The following is a 23,211-nucleotide window of genomic DNA, read 5'->3' on the forward strand; positions in this document are numbered from 1 at the left end:
CGGTGGGGTTGTTACCACCACCGCTCCGGCTTCGCGACAAACCCGGCACGCTGCTCAATCGCTAGCCCTGCATTCAACACACCCTGCTCGTCCATCGCCTTGCCGACGAGTTGGAGGCCCAGCGGCAGGCCGTCGGCGGTCACGGTCGCCGGAACGCTCATGGCGGGCAGACCTGCGAGCGAAGCGGGCACGGCGAACACGTCGTTCAGGTACATCGTCAGCGGGTCGTCATTGAGCGAGTTCAGCGGGAAGCTCGGTGTGGGCGTGGTCGGGGCGAGGATTACGTCGCACTCGGCAAAAGCCGCGTCGAAATCGCGCTGCACCAGTGTGCGGACCTTCATCGCCTGCGTGTAATAGGCATCGTAGAAGCCCGCGCTCAGCACATAGGTGCCGAGCATCACGCGGCGCTTCACCTCGTCGCCGAAACCGGCGGCGCGGGTGGCTGCGTACATATCCTGCAGGCCAGCGCCCTCGGGCAGATCGCGCAGGCCATAACGCACGCCGTCATAGCGGGCGAGATTGCTCGACGCTTCGGCAGGGGCGACGATGTAATAGGCGGGCAGCGCGTATTTGGTGTGCGGCAGCGAGACCTCGACGATTTCCGCCCCGGCATCGCGCAGCCACTCGGCCCCCTTGTCCCAGCTGTCGAGGATCGCCTGATCGGTGCCTTCCATCCGGTATTCGCGCGGAATGCCGACCTTCTTGCCGCGCAGATCGGCGTCCAGATTGCCGAACCAGTCGGGCACGGGCGCATCGAGGCTGGTCGAATCCTTGGGATCGAACCCGGCCATCGCGCCGAGCATGATCGCGCAATCCTCAACGCTGCGCGCCATCGGCCCGGCCTGGTCGAGCGAGCTGGCAAAGGCCACCACGCCCCAGCGCGAGCAGCGGCCATAGGTCGGCTTGATGCCGCAAATGCCGGTGAAGGCGGCGGGCTGGCGGATCGAGCCGCCGGTGTCAGTGCCGGTCGCGGCAGGCGCTATGCGCGCGGCAACGGCAGCAGAGGAACCGCCCGATGAACCGCCGGGGCTCATCGCCGCATTGCTGCCTTCCTTGCGCCAAGGCGAGCAGACATTGCCGAAATAGGAGGTTTCGTTCGAGGAACCCATCGCGAACTGGTCAAGATTGAGCTTGCCCAGCATCCCGCAACCCGCTTCCCACAGCTTGGCCGAGACAGTGCTTTCATAGCGCGGCGTGAAGCCTTCGAGGATATGGCTCGCCGCCGTGGTCTGCACGCCGTCGGTAGCGAAAAGGTCTTTCATGCCGATGGGCACGCCCGCCATGCTGCCGAGCGGTTCGCCCTTAGCGCGCGCGGCATCGACTGCATCGGCGGCTTCCAATGCCTTTTCGGGGGTGGTGACGATAAAGGCGTTCAACGCGCTGGCGGCTTCAACAGCTGCGTTGAAGGCCTCGGCGACTTCGCGCGCGGTAAAGGTGCCAGCGGCCACACCATCGCGGATTTCGCGGACGCCCAGGGATGTAAGATCAGTCACTTAATTTACCTCGTCATCCCCGCGAAGGCGGGGATCCAGAGTGGCAAGGCTCAGCGCGCGGGGCGCTGGATTCCCGCCTTCGCGGGAATGACGAATTGAAGAATCTGGCACGGCTACTCAATCACCTTGGGCACGCCGTAAAATCCGTGTTCCGCCACGGGAGCGTTGGCGAGGACATCGTCCTGCCGCCCGCCGCCGGTTTGCGGATCGGCGTCGATCACATCGTCGCGCAGGCGCAGGGCTTGCGGGATGACGGCGGTCATGGGCTCGACCCCGGCGGTGTCGACCTCGCCCAATTGCTCGACCCAGCTGAGGATATTGTTGAATTCGGGCACCATCCGGTCGAGCTCCTGCTCGTCCATCGCGATGCGCGCCAGCTTGGCGATTTTCGCCACATCTTCTCGGGTTACGGACATAGCCTAGCCGATAGCGATGCGGGGGGCGCGCTTCAAGCTGCTAAAAGCCCGCCCCTCCCTGTGCGGAAGGCTATTCTGTTACACCCGCCGTGGGTGCAGGCTGCTCTGCTACTACGCGGAACGGATCACCGACGGGCTGTCCGTCGATGTAGAGTTGTTGCCCCTGATAGGGGCGCAGCTCGATCTCTTCGATATCCGGAGAAGCAAACATCTCGGTCGCCGTGCTGTCAGCCAGCACCCCGTTGCGACTGTACTGTTCAACCGCGCGGACAGCACCGGGAGGAACCAACAGCAATCGGGGATTGCTGGCGTAGTCTTCTGCGGGGATCAACACTGCCAATTTGCCCTGTGGCGTTTCTGCCAACAATTCGACCCGGCAGGGATCGGAGCCTTCACTCGCTTCACAAAGATAGCCCTCATCGCGAATGTAAGCGCGGATCGCGCGGGCGGTGGCTTCGTCAAACGCAGTGAGATCGACGTTTTCCGCGATTCCCGCCAGTTCCTGCTGCGGGCGCTCGCCATACCACGGCCGCTCGGTCTGCGCCTGCGCCTCGCTTGCATATTGTGCGATTGTCGCGTCCTCGCTCTCGGTCAGCCGCGCCAAAGCCGCGCGCCCGGCATCGCCGAAATCCCAGCGCAGCGCGGCATAGTCGAAGTCTTCGGCAGAAACCTCACCGTTCTCAAGCCGCGCGATCTGGTCGCGGGTGGAAATCGCGCCGAAATCGAGGATGGGCAGCGCAAGGAACAGCGCGATGCCGCAGGTCACCACTGCCAGATGCAGATTGGCGCGGCGTAAGTATTCGCTCCACCCCGCCAGCCGCCCGCGCGCCACGCCGACCCAATAGGCAAGCCCGTAAGCGGTCGAAATCGCAATCGCGATAAGAGCCCATATGCGTTCGGGCGCGAGGCCATACTGGTCGATGCGGATGCCCATGCTAATGGCGGCGAACACAGTCAGCGGCAGAATGCACAGCGCCAGCACCAGCGCGGCAGCTTGCATGACCACATTGCCGCTGCGCGATTCGTCGTCATCGCGCACCACGGCATTGGTAAGGATGAAGCAGATCACCGCGCAGGCGAGCAGCACCGGCGTTGCCGAATCGGTCGCTTCCCACAATGCGCTGCCGCCCGAAGCGAGCAGGATCACGACAAATATGAGGATTGCGAACGCAAAGGGCACCGCCAGCAGCGAGAACACCAGCATCACCACGCGTTGCAGCGTGCCGATAATGCCCTGCTGGTTGCGCAGCACGCCGAGCGCCGCGCCCAATGTTGCGCCGACAAACATGGTGGAGAACCAGCCAGTCTCAATCAGTGCCTCGATCACCTCGATCCCGACAAGGCTAAACAGGCCGTGGAGCAACCATAACAGCGCCCAGCTCAACCCCATAAACAGCACCGCCCCGCCCGCACTGACCGCGTCTGTCCAGACGTGGAAGTGTGTCAGCGGATAGGGCGTGTCCCAGCGGGTGCGGTGGAAGCCGGCCTGGAACAGCGGGATCGCGAGCAGCGAGAAGAACACGCCAGCCGCAAAGGCGAACCCGGTCGCAGCGCGGCTTTCGGCGGAACTGGCGGCGAGAAACGCGATACCGCCCATCACCGCGCCAAGGCCCAGCGCGAAAACCAGCGATTCGATCAGCCGGACAGGCCGCAGGACGAAGCCCGCCGCAGCCGCTGCAAAGCCGATAAATGCGGCGATGCCGGGTTGCAGTCCGCCGCTCTCCCACCCGTCAAGCAGGTGGTAGAGCAACAGTCCCGCAAGCCCGCCAATCGCGGCGAGCAGCCACGGGCGGAGCGGCCAGTCTTCCTCGTGAAGCGCGGACTGCGCGGTTTCGATCTCGGCGATGCCCTCCCCCGCGCTCACCGGACTATTCTGCCGGAACCACGGGCGCTTCCGCGCCTTCCTCGCCCGCCGCCTCGCCTTGGGCCTGCATCAACATCTGCTCCATCGCTTGGAACCGCTGGCGTGCTTCGGCTTCGGGCATGAAGTCCACGATTTCGACGTTGAAGGTCAGGTCAGCATTGGGCGGGATCGGCGCGCCTTCGGGCGGCTCTGCGCCATAGGCCTTTTCCGCCGGGATGAAGATTTCATACGTGCCGCCCTTCTGCGTTTGCAGCAGGCCTTCGTAGAAGCCGACGATCAGCGCATCGGGCTCCAGCAGCATCGGCGTGCCCTCGGGCAGCAGGCCGGGGATCGGCCATTGCGCAGGCTGCGACTGGTCGAACACCGTTCCGTCCTCCAGCATGCCCGAATAGCGCACGAAGACGACATCGCCCTGCTGCGGGCCTTCGCCCTCCCCTGCAGTAACGGTGTCCACCGTCACGCCCTTGGGCATGGCCGCCCAGGCGATCCCGCCCGCCAGCAGCACTGCGGCGAGCACGCCAAGCCATAATTTGACGAGCGATCCCCCGGCAATCGGGCGCAATGGAACGCGGGTGACTTCGGTCATGATTCTATCAATCCTTGCAAATGCTTCCACGCAGGTTTCAGCGCAGCAAAAAGGGCGCGGAAGCCGAACTTCTCACGCCCCTTTGGCTTAGCTGCGGCGCGCTTTCAAGCGCGCGCTTCGGATTACCCCGAATGCAGACTTACTTGATGCCGTCACGCTCCATCCGCTTGCGCTCCATCTTGCGGGCGCGGCGCACAGCGGCGGCCTTTTCACGGGCGCGCTTTTCGCTCGGCTTTTCGTAGTGGCGGCGCAGCTTCATCTCGCGATACACACCTTCCCGCTGCAGCTTCTTCTTGAGCGCGCGGAGGGCCTGTTCGACATTGTTATCGCGGACGACGATCTGCATAAAACCAATACCACCTTGTCTATTCAAAACGATCAGAGCCCGCGGATCAGAGCGCGGGGTGCACCGCAAATTCCAAAAGAAAATGCGCCGAATCCTTTGCCGGATCGGCTCGCTGGGGGCGCAGATATGGGAATCGGCGGCGAAAAGCAAGCGAAACAGGCGCGCTTTCGGGTTTCGCTTGTGCCCGCCAGCGGCTAGAGGCCGGGTAATGGCAAATACCACTCCCCAATTGCAGGCATCCCTGATGGTCGCGCTGGGCGGCGGGCTGGGCGCATTGGCGCGCTACCAGCTCGGCCGCGCTATGACCGCGTGGATGGGGCCGCAAATGATGACCTTCTTTCCGTGGGCTACGCTGGCGGCGAACACGCTGGGCAGCATCGCTATGGGATTGCTCGCCGGATGGCTGGTGAAAAGCGCGCCGGAGAATGCGGAGCAATTGCGCCTGCTGCTCGGTGTCGGCTTGCTGGGCGGGTTTACGACCTTCAGCGCCTTCAGCCTCGAACTCGCCATGCTGGTGCAGCGCGGACAAGTGCTGGTGGCGGGCACCTATATCATGCTGAGCATCGGTTTGGGCGTGAGCGGGTTCCTGTTCGGCCTTTTCGCGACGAGGCTTTTTGCATGAGCGGGGACGGGAACGATCAGGGTACCGATCAGGTTCGCCAGTTCACTGTCGATGCCGATGATGATGGCGTGCGGCTCGATCGCTGGTTCAAGCGGCATCTGCCGCAGGTCGGTTTCGGCACGGTCAGCCGCTGGGCGCGCACCGGCCAATTGCGCGTCGATGGCAAGCGGGTGAAGCCCGAAGACCGGCTGGGCGCAGGCCAGGTTCTGCGCGTCCCTCCGGGCGGAGAGGATGGCGGGCGCACCCAACGCGGGCGGCGCGAATTGACCGAAGCGGAAGTTGCCGAGGCGGAAGCCATGCTCATCACGCGGACCCATTCGGCTTTGGTGCTCAACAAGCCGCCGGGACTGGCGACACAGGGCGGCACCAAAACAAAGCACCATGTCGACGGCCTATTAGATGCCTTTGCGGGTGAGGATGAACAACGCCCGCGCCTCGTCCACAGGCTCGACAAGGATACGTCGGGCGTTTTGCTGGTCGCACGCACCGCTGGCAGCGCGGCGTTTTTCTCCAAGCGGTTCTCGGGCCGCAGCGCGAAGAAGATCTATTGGGCTCTCGTCGTCGGCGTCCCCGAAGTGCGCGAAGGCACCATCGAGGCTCCGCTCGCCAAGCAGCCGGGCAGCGGCGGCGAGAAGATGCATATCGACACCGAAAACGGCCAGCCCGCCAAGACGGTGTACCGCGTGGTCGAACGCGCGGGCAATCGCGCCGCCTGGGTCGAACTGCAACCCTTCACCGGGCGCACCCACCAGCTGCGCGTGCATATGGCGGCCATCGGCCATCCGATTGTCGGCGATGGCAAATATGGCGGGCAGGAAGCCTTTCTGACCGGCAGCGTCAGCCGCAAGATGCATCTCCACGCGCGCCGACTGATTATCGACGCGCCCAAGGGAGAGACGCTCGACGTGACTGCTCCCCTGCCCGAACATTTCGCGGCGACGATGGAGCAGCTGGGGTTCGACGAGAACCTGAGCGATGCAGGGCCCGTTGCCACCCCTCCCCCTGAACGCAGCAAGGAAGAAAAGAAGCAGGCCGCGCGCCAGCACGCCAAGCAATACCGCAAGGCAAGGCGTGGGGAACGCAAATCGCGCGGCGCATCTGCGGAAAAGAAGCGTCCCGGCGCCAAGCCGAAGGGACGGCGGTGAGCGCCATCCGCCTCGCCGTATTCGACTGCGACGGCACGCTGTCGGACGGTCAGGCGGGCGTGTGCAATGCCATGGACATCGCCTTTGTCGAGGCAGGTCTGCCCGCGCCCGACCGGCATCATGTCCGGCGGATTGTCGGGCTGAGCCTGCCGCAGGCGGTGCGCCACCTCGCGCCCGACGCCGCGCCAGAGCAGCACGTGGTAGCGGTCGAAGCCTATAAGGCCGCCTTCAGGGCATCGCGCGAAAACGGTTCCTTGCAAGAGCCGCTATATGACGGGATCGTCGATTTGCTCCACCGGTTGTACGAGCAAGGCTGGACGCTGGCGGTGGCCACTGGCAAATCGGATCGCGGACTGGCCGCCACTCTCGCCGCGAACGGGCTGACGCAGCTTTTCGCATCAACCCACACCGCCGACAGGCACCCGTCCAAGCCGCATCCCGCCATGTTGCAGGCAGCTATGGCGGACACGCTGGCAGAGCCCGCGCACACCGTTATGATCGGCGATACCGTGTTCGATATCGACATGGCCAAGGCCGCCGGCACCCGCGCCATCGGGGTCGCCTGGGGCTATCACGAACCGGCCGAATTGCTGCGCGCCGGGGCAGAGGCTGTGGCCGAAGATATGACCGCACTGGAGGGGCTGCTGAATGGCTGACAATTCCCCAACCGAAGCAGAAGCGCGCAACCGCTTCCTCCTCCTCAATGCCGTGCGGCTTGGGGGCGTTATCATGGTGATGATCGGCATCGCGATTGCGGTGAGCGACTGGGACATCCCGCGCGTCATCGCCTATGTCCTCATCGCGCTCGGCCTTGTCGAGGCGCTGGTCATTCCCCAAGTGCTCGCGCGAATGTGGAGCAGCAATCGCAGACCATGAAACGTTTCTATTCCGAAGTATCGGTCGCCGAGGTTGAAGGCGGCTGGCAGGTGATGCTCGATAGCCGCGCCGTGAAGACGCAGGGCAGGCAGAACCCGCAAACAATGCCGACAAGGGCGAGCGCGGAATTGCTCGCCGGGGAATGGCGCGCGCAGGGCGATGAGATCGACCCCAAGACCTTTGTCTTCCGCGACCTTGCCGATTTCGCCATCGATGTCGTGCGCCCCGATACCGGCGCGACGGTGGACAAGCTGTTGCAATATGCCGCCACCGATACGCTGTGCTACCGCGCCGATCCGGACGAGCCGCTCTACAAGCACCAGCAGACGGTGTGGGAGCCGCTCGTCACCGCCTTCGAGCAGCGCCATGGCGCGGATATGGCGCGGGTGAGCGGGATAATCGCGAAACCACAGCCCGAAGCGACGATGGCGGCTTTGCGCGAAAGGCTGGCAGGCGAAGACGAATTTACGCTGGCGGCGCTGGTAACACTGGCCTCGCTTGCCGCGTCCATTGTCGTACCGCTCGCCGTGCTCGATGAAGAGCAGGACATGGCGCAGCTGTTCTCCGCCGCGAATGCCGAGGAAGACTGGCAGGCGGAACTGTGGGGCTGGGACGAAGCGGCTGAACGCACCCGCAAAGCGCGGCTGGAAGCGTTCGAGAAAGCGGCAGAGTTTGCGCGGGCTGTGCGCGGTTAGGTTGCCTACTCTACCCACTCCGCAACCTGATTGGCTACCGTGTTCGCGGCTTCGTTCAAAGCCGCACCCACAGCCGTTGCTTCGGGTGCCACGCCGTCGATCCGCTCTTCAAAGCGGCGTGTCAACACGCGGCCGCCTGGCAATTGCAGCACCGCGTCATAGCGCACTACGACGCTGCCGGTGACGGCATCGTAATCCATCGCGGCGAGCTCGCCCGCAAGCTGGGTCGCCGCAGTATATTCCATCGCGCCGCCCGTCACCACCATCCGGCTACTCTGCGACCGGATCGTCTCGGCGAGCACGTTGGCGAACAGTTGCGCGGGCTTTTCCACCCAATAGGCATCGGCGAGATAGGCGAGCGAGCTGTCGCTGGTGATCACCGGAATGCGTGTCACATTCAGCCGCTGCGTCACCGATGGCGTGCGCACCGCCAGCGCGGCGGCGGGATCGCCTTCGCTCGCATGACCTGCGGCCACCTGCGCACTGCTGGTCAGAGTGAGCAATTGCGCGGGCGCTTCGGGCGTCAGGCTGATGCAGCCGGTCAGCAGCAGGCTGGCGGCGATAGCGGAAAGAACTTGTGTGCGGATCATGGTCTGTTTCTCCCGCTCAAGGTTCGTAATCGGGCAGCGGCGGACTGCCGAGCAGCGAGCCCGCGCCCTGCGTTTCCAGCCGCTCGGTGAGGTTGCGCAGCGTTTCGGACGTCACCCGCAAATCCTCCATCGTGGCGGCAGCCGCCGGCAGCGTCTCGCGCGACAATTGCTGGGTGAGTGGCTCGACATTGGCGAGCGAGGCTTCCAGCGCCGCCGCCGCATCGCGGGCAGAGGCCAGCGTTTGCTGCAAATCGGCGGTCAGCGTGCGCCCGTCGCGTTCGACCGTGGCGTTCACTTGCGCCAGCGTCGTCTCGAAGGCGGCCAGCGTCTGCGTCGACTGGTTCAGCGTCCCCTGCAAGGCGACCAGCGTATCGCGCACTTCGGGCGATGTCGCGGCCAGTTCACCGCTGATCGCGTCGGTATTGCGCAGGATGCCGGCAATCGAGTTCTGGTTGTCATCATCGAGCACGCGGGTCAGCCGGTCGGTCAGCGTGGCAAGGCGTTGCAGCAGCAACGGCGCGCTGGCGAGGATTTCACCGATCGCACCGGGCGCGGGCGGGATAACCGGAACGCCCTCTTCGCGGCAGGTCGTCGTCTCGCAATCGATCAGCGGCAAGCTGCTGCGCCCACCCGAAAGCGAGATATTCGAATTGCCGGTGAAGCTGGCGGAAACCGTCGCTTCGGTACCGACATGGATTGGTGTTTCCTTATTCAGTCGGATGCGCACTTTTACGAATTCGGGGTCTTCTTCCCAGATCGAAATATCGGTGACTTCACCCACCGGCACGCCGTTATAGGTGACCACCGAGCCTTCGGCGACGCCGCCTACCGATTGTTCGAAAAAGATATCATATTCCTGGCGGTTGGTTTCGCCCAGCCGAGCGAGCCACACGAAAAACACCGCCGCACCCAGTAGCAATGCCAGCGTGACGACCCCGACCCAGACATGATTGGCGCGTGTTTCCATATGCTTTGTCCTATGAACCCCCGGCCGCCTGCTTGTCTAACGCTTTCCCCGCTTCGTGCGTTTGCGCGGCGGCGCGGCTGCGCGGGCCGTTGAAATATTCCTGGATCCACGGGTGATCGGTGGCGAGCAGTTCGGGAATTGTCCCCACCGCCACCACCTTCTTGTCCGCCAGCACCGCGATCCGGTCACAAATCGCGTACAGCGTATCAAGATCGTGGGTGATAAGGAACACGGTCAGCCCCAGCGTATCGGTCAGTTCGCGCAGCAACTCGTCAAACTTTGCCGCCCCGATGGGATCGAGCCCCGCCGTCGGCTCATCCAGAAACAGCAGTTCGGGGTCGAGAGCCAACGCGCGGGCCAATCCGGCCCGCTTTTTCATGCCGCCCGATAGCTCCGACGGATATTTGCTGCACGCATCCTCCGGCAGGCCGGTCAGCACCGTTTTGTAGCGCGAGATTTCGTTGAGCAGTTTCTGCGACAGTTCGGGGTAGTATTGCTTCAGCGGCACCTGCACGTTTTCCGCCACGGTCAGCGTGGAAAACAGCGCCCCGCCCTGAAACAATACGCCCCAGCGGTTGCGCACGCCGATCTGCTCGTCGGGCTCCGCACCGGTAATGTCTTTGCCGAACACGGTGATGCAGCCCTCGTCGGGGAATTGCAGCCCGATGATCGAGCGCATCAGCACCGATTTGCCCGTCCCCGATCCGCCGACAACGCCCAGAATCTCGCCGCGCCGCACGTCGAGATCGAGATCCTCGTGCACCGCAAATTCGCCGAAACGGTTGGTCAGCCCGCGAATAACAATCGGGTGTTCGCCGCAATAGCGCTCCCATTCGGGATCGGGGTCTTGTTCGCTCATATCCAGCCGATGCTCGAAAAGAAGACCGCGAAGAAGGCATCGAGTACGATCACCAGGAAGATCGCCTGCACCACGGCCATGGTGGTGCGGGAGCCGACTTCCTCGGCATTGCCGCGCACTTGCAGGCCCTGATAGCAGCCGGACAGCGCGATGATGAGGCCGAAGACCGGCGCCTTGATCATCCCGACCCAGAAATCCTGCGTGGGCACCACTTCCTGCACGCGGGCGAGGAAGGTCAGGAAAGGTATGCCCAGCATCGCATCGCCGATCACCGCGCCACCGATAATCGCCACCACGCTGGCGTAAAAGCCGAGCAGCGGCATCATCAGCACGGCGGCGAGGATGCGCGGGATAATCAGCGCCTCCATGGGAGACACGCCAATCGTGCGCATCGCATCGACTTCCTCGGTCAGCTTCATCGTGCCGAGTTGCGCCGCGAAGGCAGAGCCCGAACGGCCCGCTACCATGATCGCCGTCATCAGCACGCCCAGTTCGCGCAGGGTGATGCGGCCGACGAGGTTGACGGTGAAGGCCTCGGCCCCGAATTGCTGCAATTGCACCGCGCCCTGCTGCGCGATGACGATGCCGATCAGAAAGCTCATCAGCCCGATGATCGGCAGCGCGTTGACGCCGACCATCTCCATCTGCCGCACCAGCGCGCGCACGCGAAAGCGCGAAGGGTGGCGGATGATGCCGAAAAAGGTGACGACGATCGCGCCGAGAAACCCGATATAGCGGCGGATACCCCCCGCCATGTCGATTACTTTACTGCCGACGCTTTCGGTCACCCGGCCAAACACATAAGGGCGCGGCGGCGTGATCGGTGCCCGACTGGCGCTTTGGGCGACTGCGTGGAGCAGCACTTGCGCTGCCTCGCCCGCGCCGGTGATCTCGGCGCCCTTGTCCTCGGCAAACCGATGCACGACCCATGCACCGACGGTGTCGATATGGGTTGCGCCGGAAATATCCACCGCCTGCACCGCATCGTCCAGCCCGCGCAGCGCCGGATCGAGCATGCCAATGCCGGATACGGTCAGCGGCCCGGTCAGCGAGACGGTGGCGCGCCCATCGCGCTCTTCCAAACTGTATTCGGCCCATTCGCGCATTGCCCGCCCGCTATGCGGACAAAAGCACAGGCCCGCAACCGTTTCCCGTGTTGAAAAGGCGACAACACGGTGGCAGGGCGCGGGTTATGACCACCGAGCTAGCAACGACTTTCGATCCCGCCGCGATAGAGGCGAAATGGTATTCCCACTGGGAAGAAACCGGCGCGTTCCGGCCCGAGCGGCCCGATGCCGAGCCCTATACCATCGTCAACCCGCCGCCCAATGTGACAGGCAGCCTGCATATCGGCCACGCGCTCGACAACACGTTGCAGGATATCGTCATCCGTTACGAGCGTCTGCGCGGCAAGGATGCGCTGTGGGTGGTGGGCATGGACCATGCCGGGATCGCCACGCAGATGGTCGTCGAACGCCAGATGGAAGCGCGGCAGGACAAGCGCACCAATTACAGCCGCGAGGAATTTGTCCAGAAAGTGTGGGACTGGAAGGCCGAAAGCGGCGGGCAAATCACCCGCCAGCTGCGCCGCCTCGGCTGCTCGATGGACTGGAGCCGCGAGCAATTCACCATGGACGAACATTTCTCGAACGCGGTGCTCAAGGTGTTTGTCGACCTGTACAACAAGGGTCTGATCTACCGCGACAAGCGGCTGGTGAACTGGGACCCGAAGCTGAAGACCGCGATCTCCGATCTCGAAGTCGAGCAGGAGACGGTTGCGGGCAGCTTCTGGCATTTCAAATACCCGCTCGCGGACGGTGCAACTTTGGATAGCGGGCAGGACTTTATCGAAGTCGCGACCACGCGGCCTGAAACTATGCTCGCCGATATGGCGGTGGCCGTGCACCCGTCGGACACCCGCTATGCCAGCGTTGTGGGCAAGCACATCATCCTGCCGATCACCGGACGGCGCATCCCCATCGTGGCGGACGAGCACGCCGATCCCGAACTCGGCAGCGGCGCGGTGAAGATCACGCCGGGGCATGATTTCAACGACTTCGAAGTCGGCAAGCGCGCCGGAATCGCAGCGGGCGAAATGCTCAATATGCTCGATGCCGAGGCGAATGTCTGCCAGACGGCGGACGGGCTGGTGCCGGACGAATTTATCGGCCTCCACCGCTTCAAGCGGGATGGCGTTGATGGCGCGCGCGAACTGGTGGTGCAGCGGATGAAGGAACAGGGCTTCCTCATCCCGCACATCACCAAGTCGAAAAAAGGCGAGGAGATCGAACTCGACGCCGAACCGCGCCAGATTGCCACGCCCTTCGGTGATCGCGGCGGCGTGGTGATCGAACCGTGGCTGACCGATCAATGGTATGTCGATGCTGCCGAACTGGCCAAGAAGCCGATCGAGGCGGTGCGTTCGGGCGAAGTCGAAATTGTGCCCAAGACGTGGGAGAAGACCTTCTTCAACTGGATGGAGAACATCCAGCCTTGGTGCGTGAGCCGGCAGCTGTGGTGGGGGCACCGGATTCCGGCCTGGTATGACGCGGATGGCAATGCCTATGTGGCAATGAGCGAGGAAGAGGCGCAAGCGCAGGCTGGTGCTAGCGTTTCGCTAACCCGCGACGATGACGTTCTCGACACATGGTTCTCCTCCGCGCTCTGGCCCTTTGCCACGCTCGGCTGGCCGGAGAGCACCGCCCTCCTCGAAAAGCACTACCCCAACTCGCTGCTCATCTCCGGCTTCGACATCCTGTTCTTCTGGGATGCGCGGATGCTGATGGCGGGCTATTTCAACCTGGGTGAGCGCCCGTGGGACAAGCTCTATCTGCACGGCCTTGTGCGCGCGGCGGACGGCTCGAAAATGTCGAAGTCGAAGGGCAATGTCGTCGATCCGCTTGGCCTCATCGACCAATATGGCGCCGATGCGCTGCGCTTCTTCATGGCGGCGATGGAAAGCCAGGGCCGCGACATCAAGATGGATGAACGCCGCGTCGAGGGATACCGCAACTTCGCGACCAAACTGTGGAATGCAACCCGCTTCTGCCAAGCCAACGGCATCGGCAAAAGCACTACGGTGAAGGCTCCCGCAGCAAGGCTTGCAGCGAACCAGTGGATCATCGGCGAAGTGCAGCAGACCGTCGAGGCGCTGGATGCGGCGATGGCCGATCTGCGCTTCGATGCCGCTGCCAACACCATCTACCAATTCACATGGAGCCGGTTCTGCGACTGGTATCTGGAGCTGATTAAACCCGTCCTGCAGGGCGAGGCAGACAGTCCCGCAGCCGTGGAAACGCGCGAAGTCGCCGGATGGGCGCTCGACCAGATCCTTGTGATGCTGCACCCCTTCATGCCCTTCATCACCGAAGAGCTGTGGCACGCGCAAGGTGAACGCAGCTACGATCTGATCCTTGCCAAATGGCCCGATCCGCGTGCGGAAGTCTCCAAGGATGCGACCGACGCCATCGACTGGACGATTGCACTTACCACCGCGACGCGCGGCGCGCGCAACGAGCTGGGCATTTCGCCGGGCGAGAAGCTGGCGGCTTACATTCCCTATCCTTCCGATCTTGCGAAATACGTATTGCACAGGAGCAGCGCGGCCATCGAACGTCTCGCACGCTTGGCTCCAGTCACTATCGGTGACGCTCCTGAAGGTGCTGCGATGCAAGTGACAGCGCGTAACGACATGGTGATCGTGCCGCTCGAAGGCGTGATCGATATCGACGCCGAACGTGCGCGGCTGGAAAAGGCGCTCGCAGCCTCACAGAAGGAAGCGAAATCGCTCGAAGGCCGTCTCGGGAATACGAATTTCGTCGATCGCGCGAAGCCCGAAGCGGTCGAGAAGGCTCAAAACGATCTCGACCATCACACTGCCGAAATCGCCCGCCTCGAAGGCGCGCTGGAGCGGTTGAGGTGATTGCGGTCATTGGCTCTCCTCCCCTCCTTTTCAAAGGAGGGGATCGAGGGGTGGTTTTGCGACCGGAAGGTCGCACCGGATTTGCTCGCTGCACTCGCCACCACCCCCAACCCCCTCCTCTGAAGAGGAGGGGACTCAGTTGAAATTGGCTTTAGCCACAGACGACGCGGGCGGGCCGGAAATTTTCGCCACCGTGCAAGGCGAAGGCACGGCCATCGGGCGGCCCGCAACCTTCGTGCGCCTCTCCCGCTGCAATCTCGCCTGCGCGTGGTGCGACACACCGTACACCTGGCATTGGGACGGCGATCCGCGCCCGCATGACGACGGCATCACCTTTGACCGGAAGGCCAATCAGGTGACGATGGATATCGCGGAGGTCGCTCACAGCGTCTGCGCGCTGCCGCCAAACTATGTGGTGTTCACAGGGGGCGAGCCGATGATGCAGCAAAAGGCACTTCTGGCGCTCGCCGATCTGCTCGACGAGATGGCGCCCTTTCGCTTCAGCTATGCGGTGGAGACCAACGGCACCGTGCTGCCCGAACAGCCCCATCGTTTCGAATATACGGTCAGCCCGAAGCTGGCGCATAGCGGGAACGACCCGGCGCTGGCCCTGCCCTACGAGGCGATGGCGCATTGGGCGCAGTCACGACACGCGATATTCAAATTCGTCATCGGCAATCCTGACGATGTGCGCGAAGTCGATGCGCTGGTGCAGCGTTTCAGCATCCACCCCGGCGCGGTACTGCTGATGCCCGAAGGACGCGAATCGCAGGTTCTGCACGAGCGGGCCAAGTGGCTTGCCCCGATCTGCATCCAGAAGGGCTATCGCCTGACCGACCGGCTGCATATCCACCTGTTCGGGGATACCAGAGGAACGTGATGTGTTTTGCGAAAGCGCATCCGCGCTTTCGTCCTCGCTAGACGCGCTCCGCTACACTTCGCGCCCGCTGCGGGCGGGCAGTCGCCCTAGGTCGTCCGCTGGTTGCGGCCGATTGCAGCGTGCTCTTAAAATTCGCGCGTGAAACGAGCGACCGAGCGCACAGCGCGACCCGCAGGTGCCGCGCAGCCGGAGCGTAGCCCCGGCGGAGCGAATAGCACCGAGGATGCTCGTGCGGATGCACGAGCGTCAAGCAAACCATCAAGGCAGCTTAGCTGCCTTGAGCTCTCCAGCGTTGCACGGTGCGGTGCACCAGATCTTCCTCGCCGCCGCCCTGGTTCCACAGGTCGACAAAGCTGGGGTCTTCGGATGCCGGGCGCTTGTTCTCTTCCAGATTGTCGAACGCCACGCGCATCGGAATGGCGACACCCTCGCCGCAGACGATGCATTCGCGGTTGCGCAAGGCCGGGATCGAATCGAGGAAGCCGCGCGCGCCTTCGGGCATGGCGGCTTTCACGAAAGCCTGGTCGCGCTCGTTGTTGAGACGCATCGAGATGATCGTGCCGCACTGCGACAGCACGCCTTCGGCAAGGTCGGACGGGCGCTGCGTAATGAGGCCCAGGCTGATCCCGTATTTACGCCCTTCCTTGGCGATGCGGCTCAGCACGGTGCCGACCGAATTGCCATCGGCATTGCGCTCGTTCGGTACATAGCGGTGCGCTTCCTCGCACACGAGGAGGATGGGGCTGGTGCTTTCGTTGCGGCTCCAGATCGCAAAGTCGAACACAAGCCGGCTGAGCACGGCAACCACGGTGCTGGTGATGTCCGAAGGCACGCCAGACACGTCGATAATCGCGATCGGCTTGCCCGCCGACGGCATCCGGAAAATCTTGGAGATAAAGTCCGCCATCGTATCGCCCACCAGCATGCCGGAGAACATGAACTGGTAACGCGGATCGGCCTTCAGCTCGTCGATCTTGGTCTTGATCCGCATATAAGGCGCGGTGTTGGTGGCCTTGTCCAGCCTACCCATTTCGTCCTGGATCATGTTCGTCAGGTCGCTGAGCAAATAGGGAATGGGCGAATCCACCGTGATTTTGCCCATCTGCTCGGCCAGCCGGTTCTTCGAACGCGCGGCGAGCAGACACTTGGCGAGAATATCACGGTCATTCTGCAGGTCATTTCCGCTCGACTTCAGCAGGACTTCGCAATGCTCTTCGAAGTTCATCAGCCAATACGGCATTTGCAGGTTCGACACGTCGAAAATCATGCCCGTGTTGCGGAAGGCCGCGGAATATTCGCCGTGCGGGTCGATCATCAGGATATGGCCCTGCGGCGCGGCCTCGCAAATGCGGTGGAGGATCAGCGCGGCGCTGGTCGATTTACCCGTACCGGTGGAGCCGAGCAGCGCAAAGTGCTTGCCCAGCATCGCATCGATATACATCCCCGCGCGGATATCGCTGGTGGGATAGACCGTGCCGATCTGGATCGCGCTGCGTCCGTCGCTGGCGTAAATCTGGCGCAAATCCTCGGTCGTCGCGGGATAGATGAGCGCACCGGGAATGGGGTAGCGGGTCACACCGCGGCGGAAGCTGTGGATTTTGCCCGTCAGCTTCTCTTCCATGCCCTCGCCCATGAAATCGATATTGGCGATGACCGAATTGCCTTCACCGCGGCGATCCTGCCGCTGGTTGCGCACGCTGGCGAGCAGCCAGCCGTCATTGGTCTTGATCTTGATCTGCGAACCGACCTGACCGGCAAGAGCAATCGACGGATCGGCATCGGCCATACATTCATTGAGCCGCATCAGGTCGAGCGCGATGGCCGAGCCCGAACCGGCGATTTCCAGCACCACACCAATCGGCTGGCGCGCGCATTCGACGCTCTGTTCGCGCTGCGCTTCGGTGACGGCGGCCTGTTGGCGCGAACGCTCACTTGCAGGCGCAACACCAGGGCTCGCGACGGGCGCAGGACGGGGCATACCGGACATATCGTTCATACAGTCGGCTCACTGGGACAGTTTCACTGCCCGTGGGCCTAGCCCGACAGGGTTAAAATCGGGTCAATAATACCGCAATGCCTGCTAGATCAGTGCGAACAGCCGTCCTGCGGCAAACCCCATGCCGACCGACAAGCCCACCGCAAGCAAGCCGTAGAACAGTGCAAAATCCTCCGCTCCCTGCTCCACCCGGCGTTCGAACCCTTCCTTGCGCACCTGCACTTCGGACGTGGCCGAGGTGATGACACGGCCGTTGGAAATGGCGAAGGTTTCCGCAACGTAGCGGCCGGCACGAACGTTTGACGGGATCGGCAAGACGGCGCGGTAAAGGACGCCTTCGGACACCGTTATGCCGTTTTCATATTCCGCATACAGCCCCTGCCGCTGGCGCAGGTCGACAAGTCCGGCGGAAAATCGCTCCTGCTCCTCGGGGTCGATCGAACCGCTGGGCGAAAGCTGCAACCAGCGCAGACCCAGCTCGAAAATCGCCGCAGTCTCCTCGTCGACGATCTCGACCACGGGACGGGAACTGGCAAGCGCGTAGAAGCTGGGCACCGAACGGTAATCGACGCTATCGGCGTTGACCCACATTCCCAGAAAGCGCTCTTTCTCTCGGATGCGGATTTCTTCGGTCGGGCCTTTGAGCACCACGATAATGTCGTAGGATGCGCCCGACTGCCCGCCCTCGGGATCAAGAATAGCGCCGAACAGCAGCAGATCGGCGCCCGTAAAGCCCTGCCGCAGCACGATATCGTGCTCGGAAATATCGGGCACCAGCACCGGATCACGGTTCTGCGCCTGCGCGGGGACGGCAATCAAAAGGCCGAAAAGTAGCGCAAATATCGCTCGCCCAAGCGAGCCCAAGCGCGACCGCGCGCCCGCAGCTGCCGCGCAGCCGGAACGCAGTCCCGGCGAAGCGAATAGCAGCGAGGAGACCATCATAGTGGCACAACCGTATACACTTCGTCAGGTGTCAGAATCAGCCCGTAGGCCATGCGCAGCGCAATCGCGACGACGATGGCCGCCAAAATCAACCGCAGCAATTCGGGCTTGAGCTTTTGCGCAATGCTGGTTCCAAACTGCGCCCCCAGCACCGAACCGAGCAGCAGCAGACCCGCCAGCACGATATCCACCGCACGGGTGGTGAAGGCGTGCACCATCGTCACCAGCATGGTGATGAAAAGGATGTTGAACAGGCTCGTCCCCACAACGACTTTGGCGCTCATACCGAGGATATACAGCATGGCGGGCACCATAAGAAAACCACCGCCCACGCCCATCAGCATGGTGAGGATGCCCACCACCAGCCCCAGCAGCAGCGGCGCGATGGGCGATATGTAGAGGCCCGAACGGTAAAAGCGCATCCGGTAGGGCATGGCCGCGATCCATGGATGGTGGCGGCGTTTGGCCGCGCGGGGCTTACTTCCGTCAGCCGAGACATAACCGAGCGATTGCAGCGCCTCGCGCAGCATGATCCCGCCAATCGAACCGAGCAGCAGGACGTACAGCACGTTGATGACCACATCGATCTGGCCGATGGCAGAGAGCAGGTTGAACAGCCCTGCCCCGATAAGCGCGCCAACCATACCGCCTGCGACGATCACCGCACCGATTTCATAATCGACACCGTTGTTGCGGCCATGCGCCAGCACGCCCGAAACGCTCGCGCCGGTGACCTGGGTTGCAGCGCTGGCTGCGGCGACCGTGGGCGGGATGCCGGTGAAAATCAGCAACGGCGTCGTCAGGAAGCCGCCGCCCACGCCGAACAGGCCGGACAGCACCCCCGTTAGCGCGCCAAGCAACACGATCCACAAACCGTTGATCGAGAGATTGGCAATGGGCAGGTATACGTCCATCCCTAGCGCCTAAACCATGGCGGGGCGGGTTTGAAGATCAATGCGCGTTTACGCTCAAAAACCTGCCGATAAGGTGATCGCCGGGCCACTGCGGGGTTCGGCATCGCCCGCCACGCGGAAGCGGTAGTCGGCGGACAACCGGCCATTGGTCTCGCCCACGCGGAAAATCACCGCCGCACTCGGCCCGACATCCAGCCTTTGCGCGTCGTTCTGCGCGCCGCCCCAAGCGCCCGCACCCGCCTCGAGCCGGAAATCATCGCGCCCCGCTACAGGCCGTGTGATCCGCGCCAGCCCGTCGACGAAGGGCGTTGCGGCATTGCCGGTGACATAGCCTGCCTGCGCATAGGCCTCTGCGCGCAATCCGCCCGGCAGCGCGAGCGGCGGCAATTCGGTGACCGCATAGGCTGCCGCGCGGACTTCGGCGCCGCTTGCGGTCTCGCTCAGCCGGCTCTCGGCAGCGAAGCGGACGGGGAGCGCGGGCAGCGGGCGCGCGCTCGCGCCGAACGCGACTTCTCGTTCGCGCGCGCCTTCCAGCGCGGAGGTCGCGCGCAGATACAGTTGCGGGCGGTGGCCGCTCGCCTCGGCCAAAGTGTATCGCAGAACCGCGCCCGCCTGGCTGCGGCCATAGCTCGGCAGGCCCGCTACCAAGGGCGCGTTGCCGCCTTCGCGCCACATCGCCCAGGCATCGAGCGACCAGCGCGATGGTGCGGGCGTTGCGCGCAGCTCGCGCGCGGCAGCAGGAGCATCGTAAATCGCCAAAACGGCACTGGGTGCCGGAAGATCTCGCGTCTGACCGGCTCTGACCGGTGTCCGCATCCCGAAACCCATCCGCAAGAGATTGGCATGACCCAGCGCGCGGTTGGAACCGTAAGCTTCACGCTGCAACACGGGACTGCGAATCTCGCTTAAAGCTTCGGGGGAGCGCCAATCCGGAGCCGTCAGTGTCGGCAGCAGCGGCGCAATCACGCGGTCGTTTTCCCATGGGATAGAGACCCGTGCAGTCCCCTCTGTCAGCGGCTGCGATACTGAAGGGACGGGTATCGCCGCCTGATCACCCCCCGGCGCGATCGCGGCCAACGGCGGCACGATTTCGGGCAGCAGCGGCGATTCCCACAAGGCCAGGCGCATCGTGCCCCACGCGGCGACCACCAGTCCGATTGCCAACAGCCCCCGCCCTCGCGGCAGTGCCGCTTCCCTTCGTGCAGAGGCGCGATAGGCGCTCATTGCCCGCCCTCCGTCACCAAACGCGGCGGCGCGGCAGCATCGAGCGGGTGGCTGTCATGCGCGGTCTTGTCCCACACGACTCTTTGGCCGAGAAGCGTCTTGCCATAAGCCACCAACGCGCGGCGCGCGGCCATGATCGCGATGACATTGGCAACCGGCATCCGTAGCACCGCGCGCAGCCCCTCGGCCACGCCGTAATCGCGCGCGGTAAAGGCAAAGCGCATCGCCGCGCGCCACAGCAAAGCGGCGAAATTGAGCGCGAGGAGCGTCCACAGCAGCGGCGTCATGCTGCTGATACGCTCAATCCCGAACAGGTCGAGCAGCATTAGCGTGCCCGCGAGGACAAACAGCACATAGCCTGCCAGCAGCACCAGCGCCGCCAAGGGCCCGCGCCGGTCGCGCAGGCGCATCCAGTTCTCTGCCAGCCGGTTGCTCCAGCCAAGGCTGTCCCAACCTTGCAAAGCGATGCCGTGCATCCAGCGCGCCTTTTGCCGAACGGCGGAGGGCAGATCGGCGGGGAAATAGCTGCGGGTGGCGATCAGCGAGCCGTCCTCCCCGCGTACGCGCAGGAAGCGCCCCTGCCCGCCTTGCGCGGTGACGCTCAGGCCCAACTCGTAATCCTCGGTCAGCGATTGTCCGCTGAACGGCCCCGCATCGCCGCCGCGCATCGCCGCCAGATTGCCCAGCAGGCTGCGGCGGAACCCGCAACCTACGCCCGCCGCCGGGATGCCCACGCGCAGCAGATCGCGCACAACCATCGCCTTGCCATGCGCCTCAGCAAATTCCTCGCAATAATGGCTCGCGACCCAGCGGCTTTGCGGATGCACGAGCGGCAATACAGGCAATTGCACGAAATCATTATCGTCAATCGCGCGGTCGATCAGCGACAGCGCGGCGGCATCGACCACATCCTCGGCATCGTGCAGGATCACGGTGCGCACGCTTGTCCCGCGCCGCCGCTCGTCCTGCTGCATCGCACGGTAGATCCGGTTGAGGCAATCGGCCTTGGTGGTCGGCCCCGCCACATCGTGCACGATCAGCCGCACGCGCGGATCATTGCCCGCAGCCGCCATCGCCGCCATCAGCGTATCGGGATCGTTGCGATAGCAGCCGATATAAAAGAGCAGGTCTTTCTGCGGCCAAGCGGTCAAAGCATTGCCCAGCGTCGGCCCGATCACCACGGCTTCTTGCCATGTCGGTATGAAGACGGCGGTCAGCCCGGAGAGATGGCGATGCCGCAGATCGGCGCGGGAGACCCGGTGGGTGACCAGCCGTCCACGCAGCCGGTGCCAGAACCACAGGCCATCAACCGCCAGCTCGTCCAATGCGCCTATCAGAAAGAACACCCCCGCAAACAACAGCAATTCGTGTTCGATCACCGCCAGCCATTGCAGCAGGGACAACGCGCCAAGTTCCATTCCCGAATTGCCCCCGCAGATTAGGTGATTTCGCGTAAATCTACATTTTACAATGGTCTTTGCAAGCGTCAGGCGCGCCTCGGCCCGCCCCGCCGCGTGCGCAATTGGTATTGTTTCGCGCCAGCGGGCTTGCATTGCGCCGCCAAATCGCGAATTGGGAGCGCGATATGGCAAAACCCAGTTTTCTCGTTTCGTCCGTCCGCAACTTCAAGACGCTGTTCAAGGCCGATGCCTTTGCGGGCATCCTGCTGATCGCTGTTGCCATCGTGGCGATGGTGGTCGCCAATTCGGGCGTGTCCGGCGCCTATTTCGAGCTGTTCCAGGGCTATCTTTGGCCGAAAGAGACCTTTTACCTCAACACCATCCACCTGTGGGTGAATGACGGGTTGATGGTGATTTTCTTCTTCGTGGTCGGGCTGGAAGTGAAGCGCGAACTGATCGCAGGCAATCTTTCCGATCCCAAGGCGCGCAATCTGCCGGTTCTTGCCGCAATTGCGGGGATGGCTGCTCCCGCCTTCGTTTACATCCTAACCGTGGGCGAGGCAGAAGGACTTTCGCGCGGCTGGGCGATCCCGGCAGCGACCGATATCGCCTTCGCCATGGGCGTAGTCGGTCTGCTCGGCACCCGCGTTCCTGCAGCCTTGCGCCTTTTCCTGCTGACAGTCGCCATCGTCGATGACATCGGCGCTGTCACGATCATTGCGGTTTTCTACACAGAGACAATTAAGATCGAATATCTCGCGGCTTCAGCTGCCATTTTGGCTGTGATGTTCGCACTCAACCGCGTGGCATTTCCCAGCAAGCTGGCTTTTATCGTGCTGACCATCGCGCTGTGGTACACGGTTCTGTATTCCGGCGTTCACGCAACCATAGCCGGTGTACTCGCCGCACTAATGATCCCCTTCCGCTGCCGTAAAGGCTCCACCATGCTTGAAGATATGGAGCACGCGCTGGTGCCGTGGAACTCTTATATCGTGGTGCCGATTTTCGGCTTTGCCAATGCGGGCGTAAACCTGTCGGGCATCGGCATGGAAGCGCTGCTCGATCCGCTGCCGTTGGCTGTTGCTGCGGGCCTCGTCGTAGGCAAGCAGGTAGGCATTTTCAGCACTGTCTGGCTATCGGTGAAACTGAAAATCGTCGAAAAGCCTGCCAATTGCAGCTGGCCGGAAATCTGGGGCGTTTCGGTGCTGTGCGGTATCGGCTTTACGATGAGCCTGTTTATTGGGGAGCTGGCCTTCCCCGGAACGGGTGAAACGGCGCGGCTGCTGCGTGACGAAGCCAAGATCGGCATTCTCACCGGCTCGCTGATCTCGGCGATCCTTGGTTACACGATCCTGCGCATGACCACGACGCATCCCAACGAGAAAGACGATCCGAACGATCCGGTCGTCTGATACGAAAAAGGCGGAAAAGGGCCGCAGCCCGTTTCCGCCTTTTTGGATCGTTTTGGTGGCGC

22 protein-coding genes are annotated in these 23,211 nt (G+C 63.2%); 8 read left to right on the plus strand and 14 right to left on the minus strand.

Going from position 1 to position 23,211, the window contains the following annotated elements:
* Positions 1-11 precede the first annotated feature (11 nt).
* The 5 genes from gatA to rpsU form a co-directional block, all read right to left on the minus strand.
* On the minus strand, positions 12-1,493 hold the full coding sequence (gene gatA, locus ACS0VV_RS10755) for an Asp-tRNA(Asn)/Glu-tRNA(Gln) amidotransferase subunit GatA (RefSeq protein WP_483532703.1): 1,482 nt from the start codon (positions 1,491-1,493) through the stop codon (positions 12-14).
* 113 nt (positions 1,494-1,606) lie between these two features.
* Positions 1,607-1,909, minus strand: coding sequence for an Asp-tRNA(Asn)/Glu-tRNA(Gln) amidotransferase subunit GatC (gene gatC / locus ACS0VV_RS10760; protein WP_483532704.1), 303 nt, complete (start codon positions 1,907-1,909; stop codon positions 1,607-1,609).
* Between the two features lie 70 nt (positions 1,910-1,979).
* Complete coding sequence (locus tag ACS0VV_RS10765) at positions 1,980-3,773, minus strand: DUF4153 domain-containing protein (RefSeq protein WP_483532705.1); 1,794 nt, start codon at positions 3,771-3,773, stop codon at positions 1,980-1,982.
* A 4-nt stretch (positions 3,774-3,777) separates the two neighbouring features.
* Entirely contained in the window at positions 3,778-4,359 is a 582-nt protein-coding gene (locus ACS0VV_RS10770; RefSeq protein WP_483532706.1) for an FKBP-type peptidyl-prolyl cis-trans isomerase, read from the minus strand.
* 139 nt (positions 4,360-4,498) lie between these two features.
* The gene (rpsU, locus tag ACS0VV_RS10775; RefSeq protein WP_483533531.1) at positions 4,499-4,705 is read right to left on the minus strand and encodes a 30S ribosomal protein S21; all 207 of its coding nucleotides are present in this window, start codon (positions 4,703-4,705) and stop codon (positions 4,499-4,501) included.
* Positions 4,706-4,913: 208 nt separating this feature from the next.
* Between rpsU and crcB the strand changes: the two genes are divergently transcribed.
* The 5 genes from crcB to ACS0VV_RS10800 are packed head-to-tail and all read left to right on the plus strand — an operon-like array spanning position 4,914 to position 8,043.
* Positions 4,914-5,327: a fluoride efflux transporter CrcB gene (gene crcB, locus ACS0VV_RS10780; protein ID WP_483532707.1), complete on the plus strand. Its 414-nt coding sequence runs from the start codon at positions 4,914-4,916 to the stop codon at positions 5,325-5,327.
* The gene (locus tag ACS0VV_RS10785) at positions 5,324-6,472 is read left to right on the plus strand and encodes an RluA family pseudouridine synthase (RefSeq protein WP_483532708.1); all 1,149 of its coding nucleotides are present in this window, start codon (positions 5,324-5,326) and stop codon (positions 6,470-6,472) included. The genes crcB and ACS0VV_RS10785 overlap by 4 nt, the downstream gene beginning before the upstream one ends.
* Before the next feature lie 5 nt (positions 6,473-6,477).
* Positions 6,478-7,128, plus strand: coding sequence for an HAD-IA family hydrolase (locus ACS0VV_RS10790; protein ID WP_483533532.1), 651 nt, complete (start codon positions 6,478-6,480; stop codon positions 7,126-7,128).
* Entirely contained in the window at positions 7,121-7,348 is a 228-nt protein-coding gene (locus ACS0VV_RS10795) for a hypothetical protein (protein ID WP_483532709.1), read from the plus strand. The genes ACS0VV_RS10790 and ACS0VV_RS10795 overlap by 8 nt, the downstream gene beginning before the upstream one ends.
* Positions 7,345-8,043, plus strand: a complete 699-nt coding sequence (locus ACS0VV_RS10800; RefSeq protein WP_483532710.1) for an ATP12 family chaperone protein — start codon at positions 7,345-7,347, stop codon at positions 8,041-8,043. Before ACS0VV_RS10795 ends, ACS0VV_RS10800 begins: the two co-directional genes overlap by 4 nt.
* 5 nt (positions 8,044-8,048) lie before the next feature.
* On the opposite strand, the gene ACS0VV_RS10805 is transcribed toward ACS0VV_RS10800, so the two are convergent.
* From ACS0VV_RS10805 to ACS0VV_RS10820, 4 genes are read right to left on the minus strand one after another with little or no spacing between them, the layout of a single operon-like run.
* Complete coding sequence (locus ACS0VV_RS10805; protein ID WP_483532711.1) at positions 8,049-8,633, minus strand: ABC-type transport auxiliary lipoprotein family protein; 585 nt, start codon at positions 8,631-8,633, stop codon at positions 8,049-8,051.
* 16 nt (positions 8,634-8,649) lie between these two features.
* A complete protein-coding gene (locus tag ACS0VV_RS10810; protein ID WP_483532712.1) occupies positions 8,650-9,600 on the minus strand; it encodes an MlaD family protein in 951 nt (316 codons plus the stop codon).
* Between the two features lie 10 nt (positions 9,601-9,610).
* A complete protein-coding gene (locus ACS0VV_RS10815) occupies positions 9,611-10,459 on the minus strand; it encodes an ABC transporter ATP-binding protein (RefSeq protein WP_483532713.1) in 849 nt (282 codons plus the stop codon).
* Positions 10,456-11,565 carry an MlaE family ABC transporter permease gene (locus ACS0VV_RS10820; RefSeq protein ID WP_483532714.1) on the minus strand — a complete coding sequence of 370 codons (1,110 nt, stop codon included), beginning with the start codon at positions 11,563-11,565 and terminating at the stop codon, positions 10,456-10,458. Before ACS0VV_RS10820 ends, ACS0VV_RS10815 begins: the two co-directional genes overlap by 4 nt.
* Before the next feature lie 86 nt (positions 11,566-11,651).
* Between ACS0VV_RS10820 and ACS0VV_RS10825 the strand changes: the two genes are divergently transcribed.
* Positions 11,652-14,381: a valine--tRNA ligase gene (locus tag ACS0VV_RS10825; protein ID WP_483532715.1), complete on the plus strand. Its 2,730-nt coding sequence runs from the start codon at positions 11,652-11,654 to the stop codon at positions 14,379-14,381.
* Between the two features lie 145 nt (positions 14,382-14,526).
* Positions 14,527-15,261, plus strand: coding sequence for a 7-carboxy-7-deazaguanine synthase QueE (locus tag ACS0VV_RS10830; RefSeq protein ID WP_483532716.1), 735 nt, complete (start codon positions 14,527-14,529; stop codon positions 15,259-15,261).
* A 268-nt stretch (positions 15,262-15,529) separates the two neighbouring features.
* Here ACS0VV_RS10830 and ACS0VV_RS10835 read toward each other — a convergent pair whose 3' ends face one another.
* The 5 genes from ACS0VV_RS10835 to ACS0VV_RS10855 form a co-directional block, all read right to left on the minus strand.
* Entirely contained in the window at positions 15,530-17,257 is a 1,728-nt protein-coding gene (locus ACS0VV_RS10835; protein WP_483532717.1) for an ATP-binding protein, read from the minus strand.
* A gap of 84 nt (positions 17,258-17,341) precedes the next feature.
* A complete protein-coding gene (locus ACS0VV_RS10840) occupies positions 17,342-18,076 on the minus strand; it encodes a TIGR02186 family protein (protein WP_483532718.1) in 735 nt (244 codons plus the stop codon).
* 119 nt (positions 18,077-18,195) lie between these two features.
* On the minus strand, positions 18,196-19,113 hold the full coding sequence (locus ACS0VV_RS10845) for a sulfite exporter TauE/SafE family protein (RefSeq protein WP_483532719.1): 918 nt from the start codon (positions 19,111-19,113) through the stop codon (positions 18,196-18,198).
* Positions 19,114-19,167: 54 nt separating this feature from the next.
* Entirely contained in the window at positions 19,168-20,337 is a 1,170-nt protein-coding gene (locus tag ACS0VV_RS10850; protein WP_483532720.1) for a hypothetical protein, read from the minus strand.
* Positions 20,334-21,755, minus strand: a complete 1,422-nt coding sequence (locus ACS0VV_RS10855; RefSeq protein WP_483532721.1) for a glycosyl transferase family protein — start codon at positions 21,753-21,755, stop codon at positions 20,334-20,336. The genes ACS0VV_RS10850 and ACS0VV_RS10855 overlap by 4 nt, the downstream gene beginning before the upstream one ends.
* A 167-nt stretch (positions 21,756-21,922) precedes the next feature.
* On the opposite strand from ACS0VV_RS10855, the gene nhaA reads away from it, so the two are divergent.
* Positions 21,923-23,149 (plus strand): Na+/H+ antiporter NhaA, encoded by a 1,227-nt coding sequence (gene nhaA / locus ACS0VV_RS10860; protein ID WP_483532722.1) that lies wholly within the window; start codon positions 21,923-21,925, stop codon positions 23,147-23,149.
* The last annotated feature ends 62 nt before the right edge of the window (positions 23,150-23,211 follow it).

The sequence above is a fragment of the Aurantiacibacter sp. KMU-128 genome (assembly GCF_056933515.1).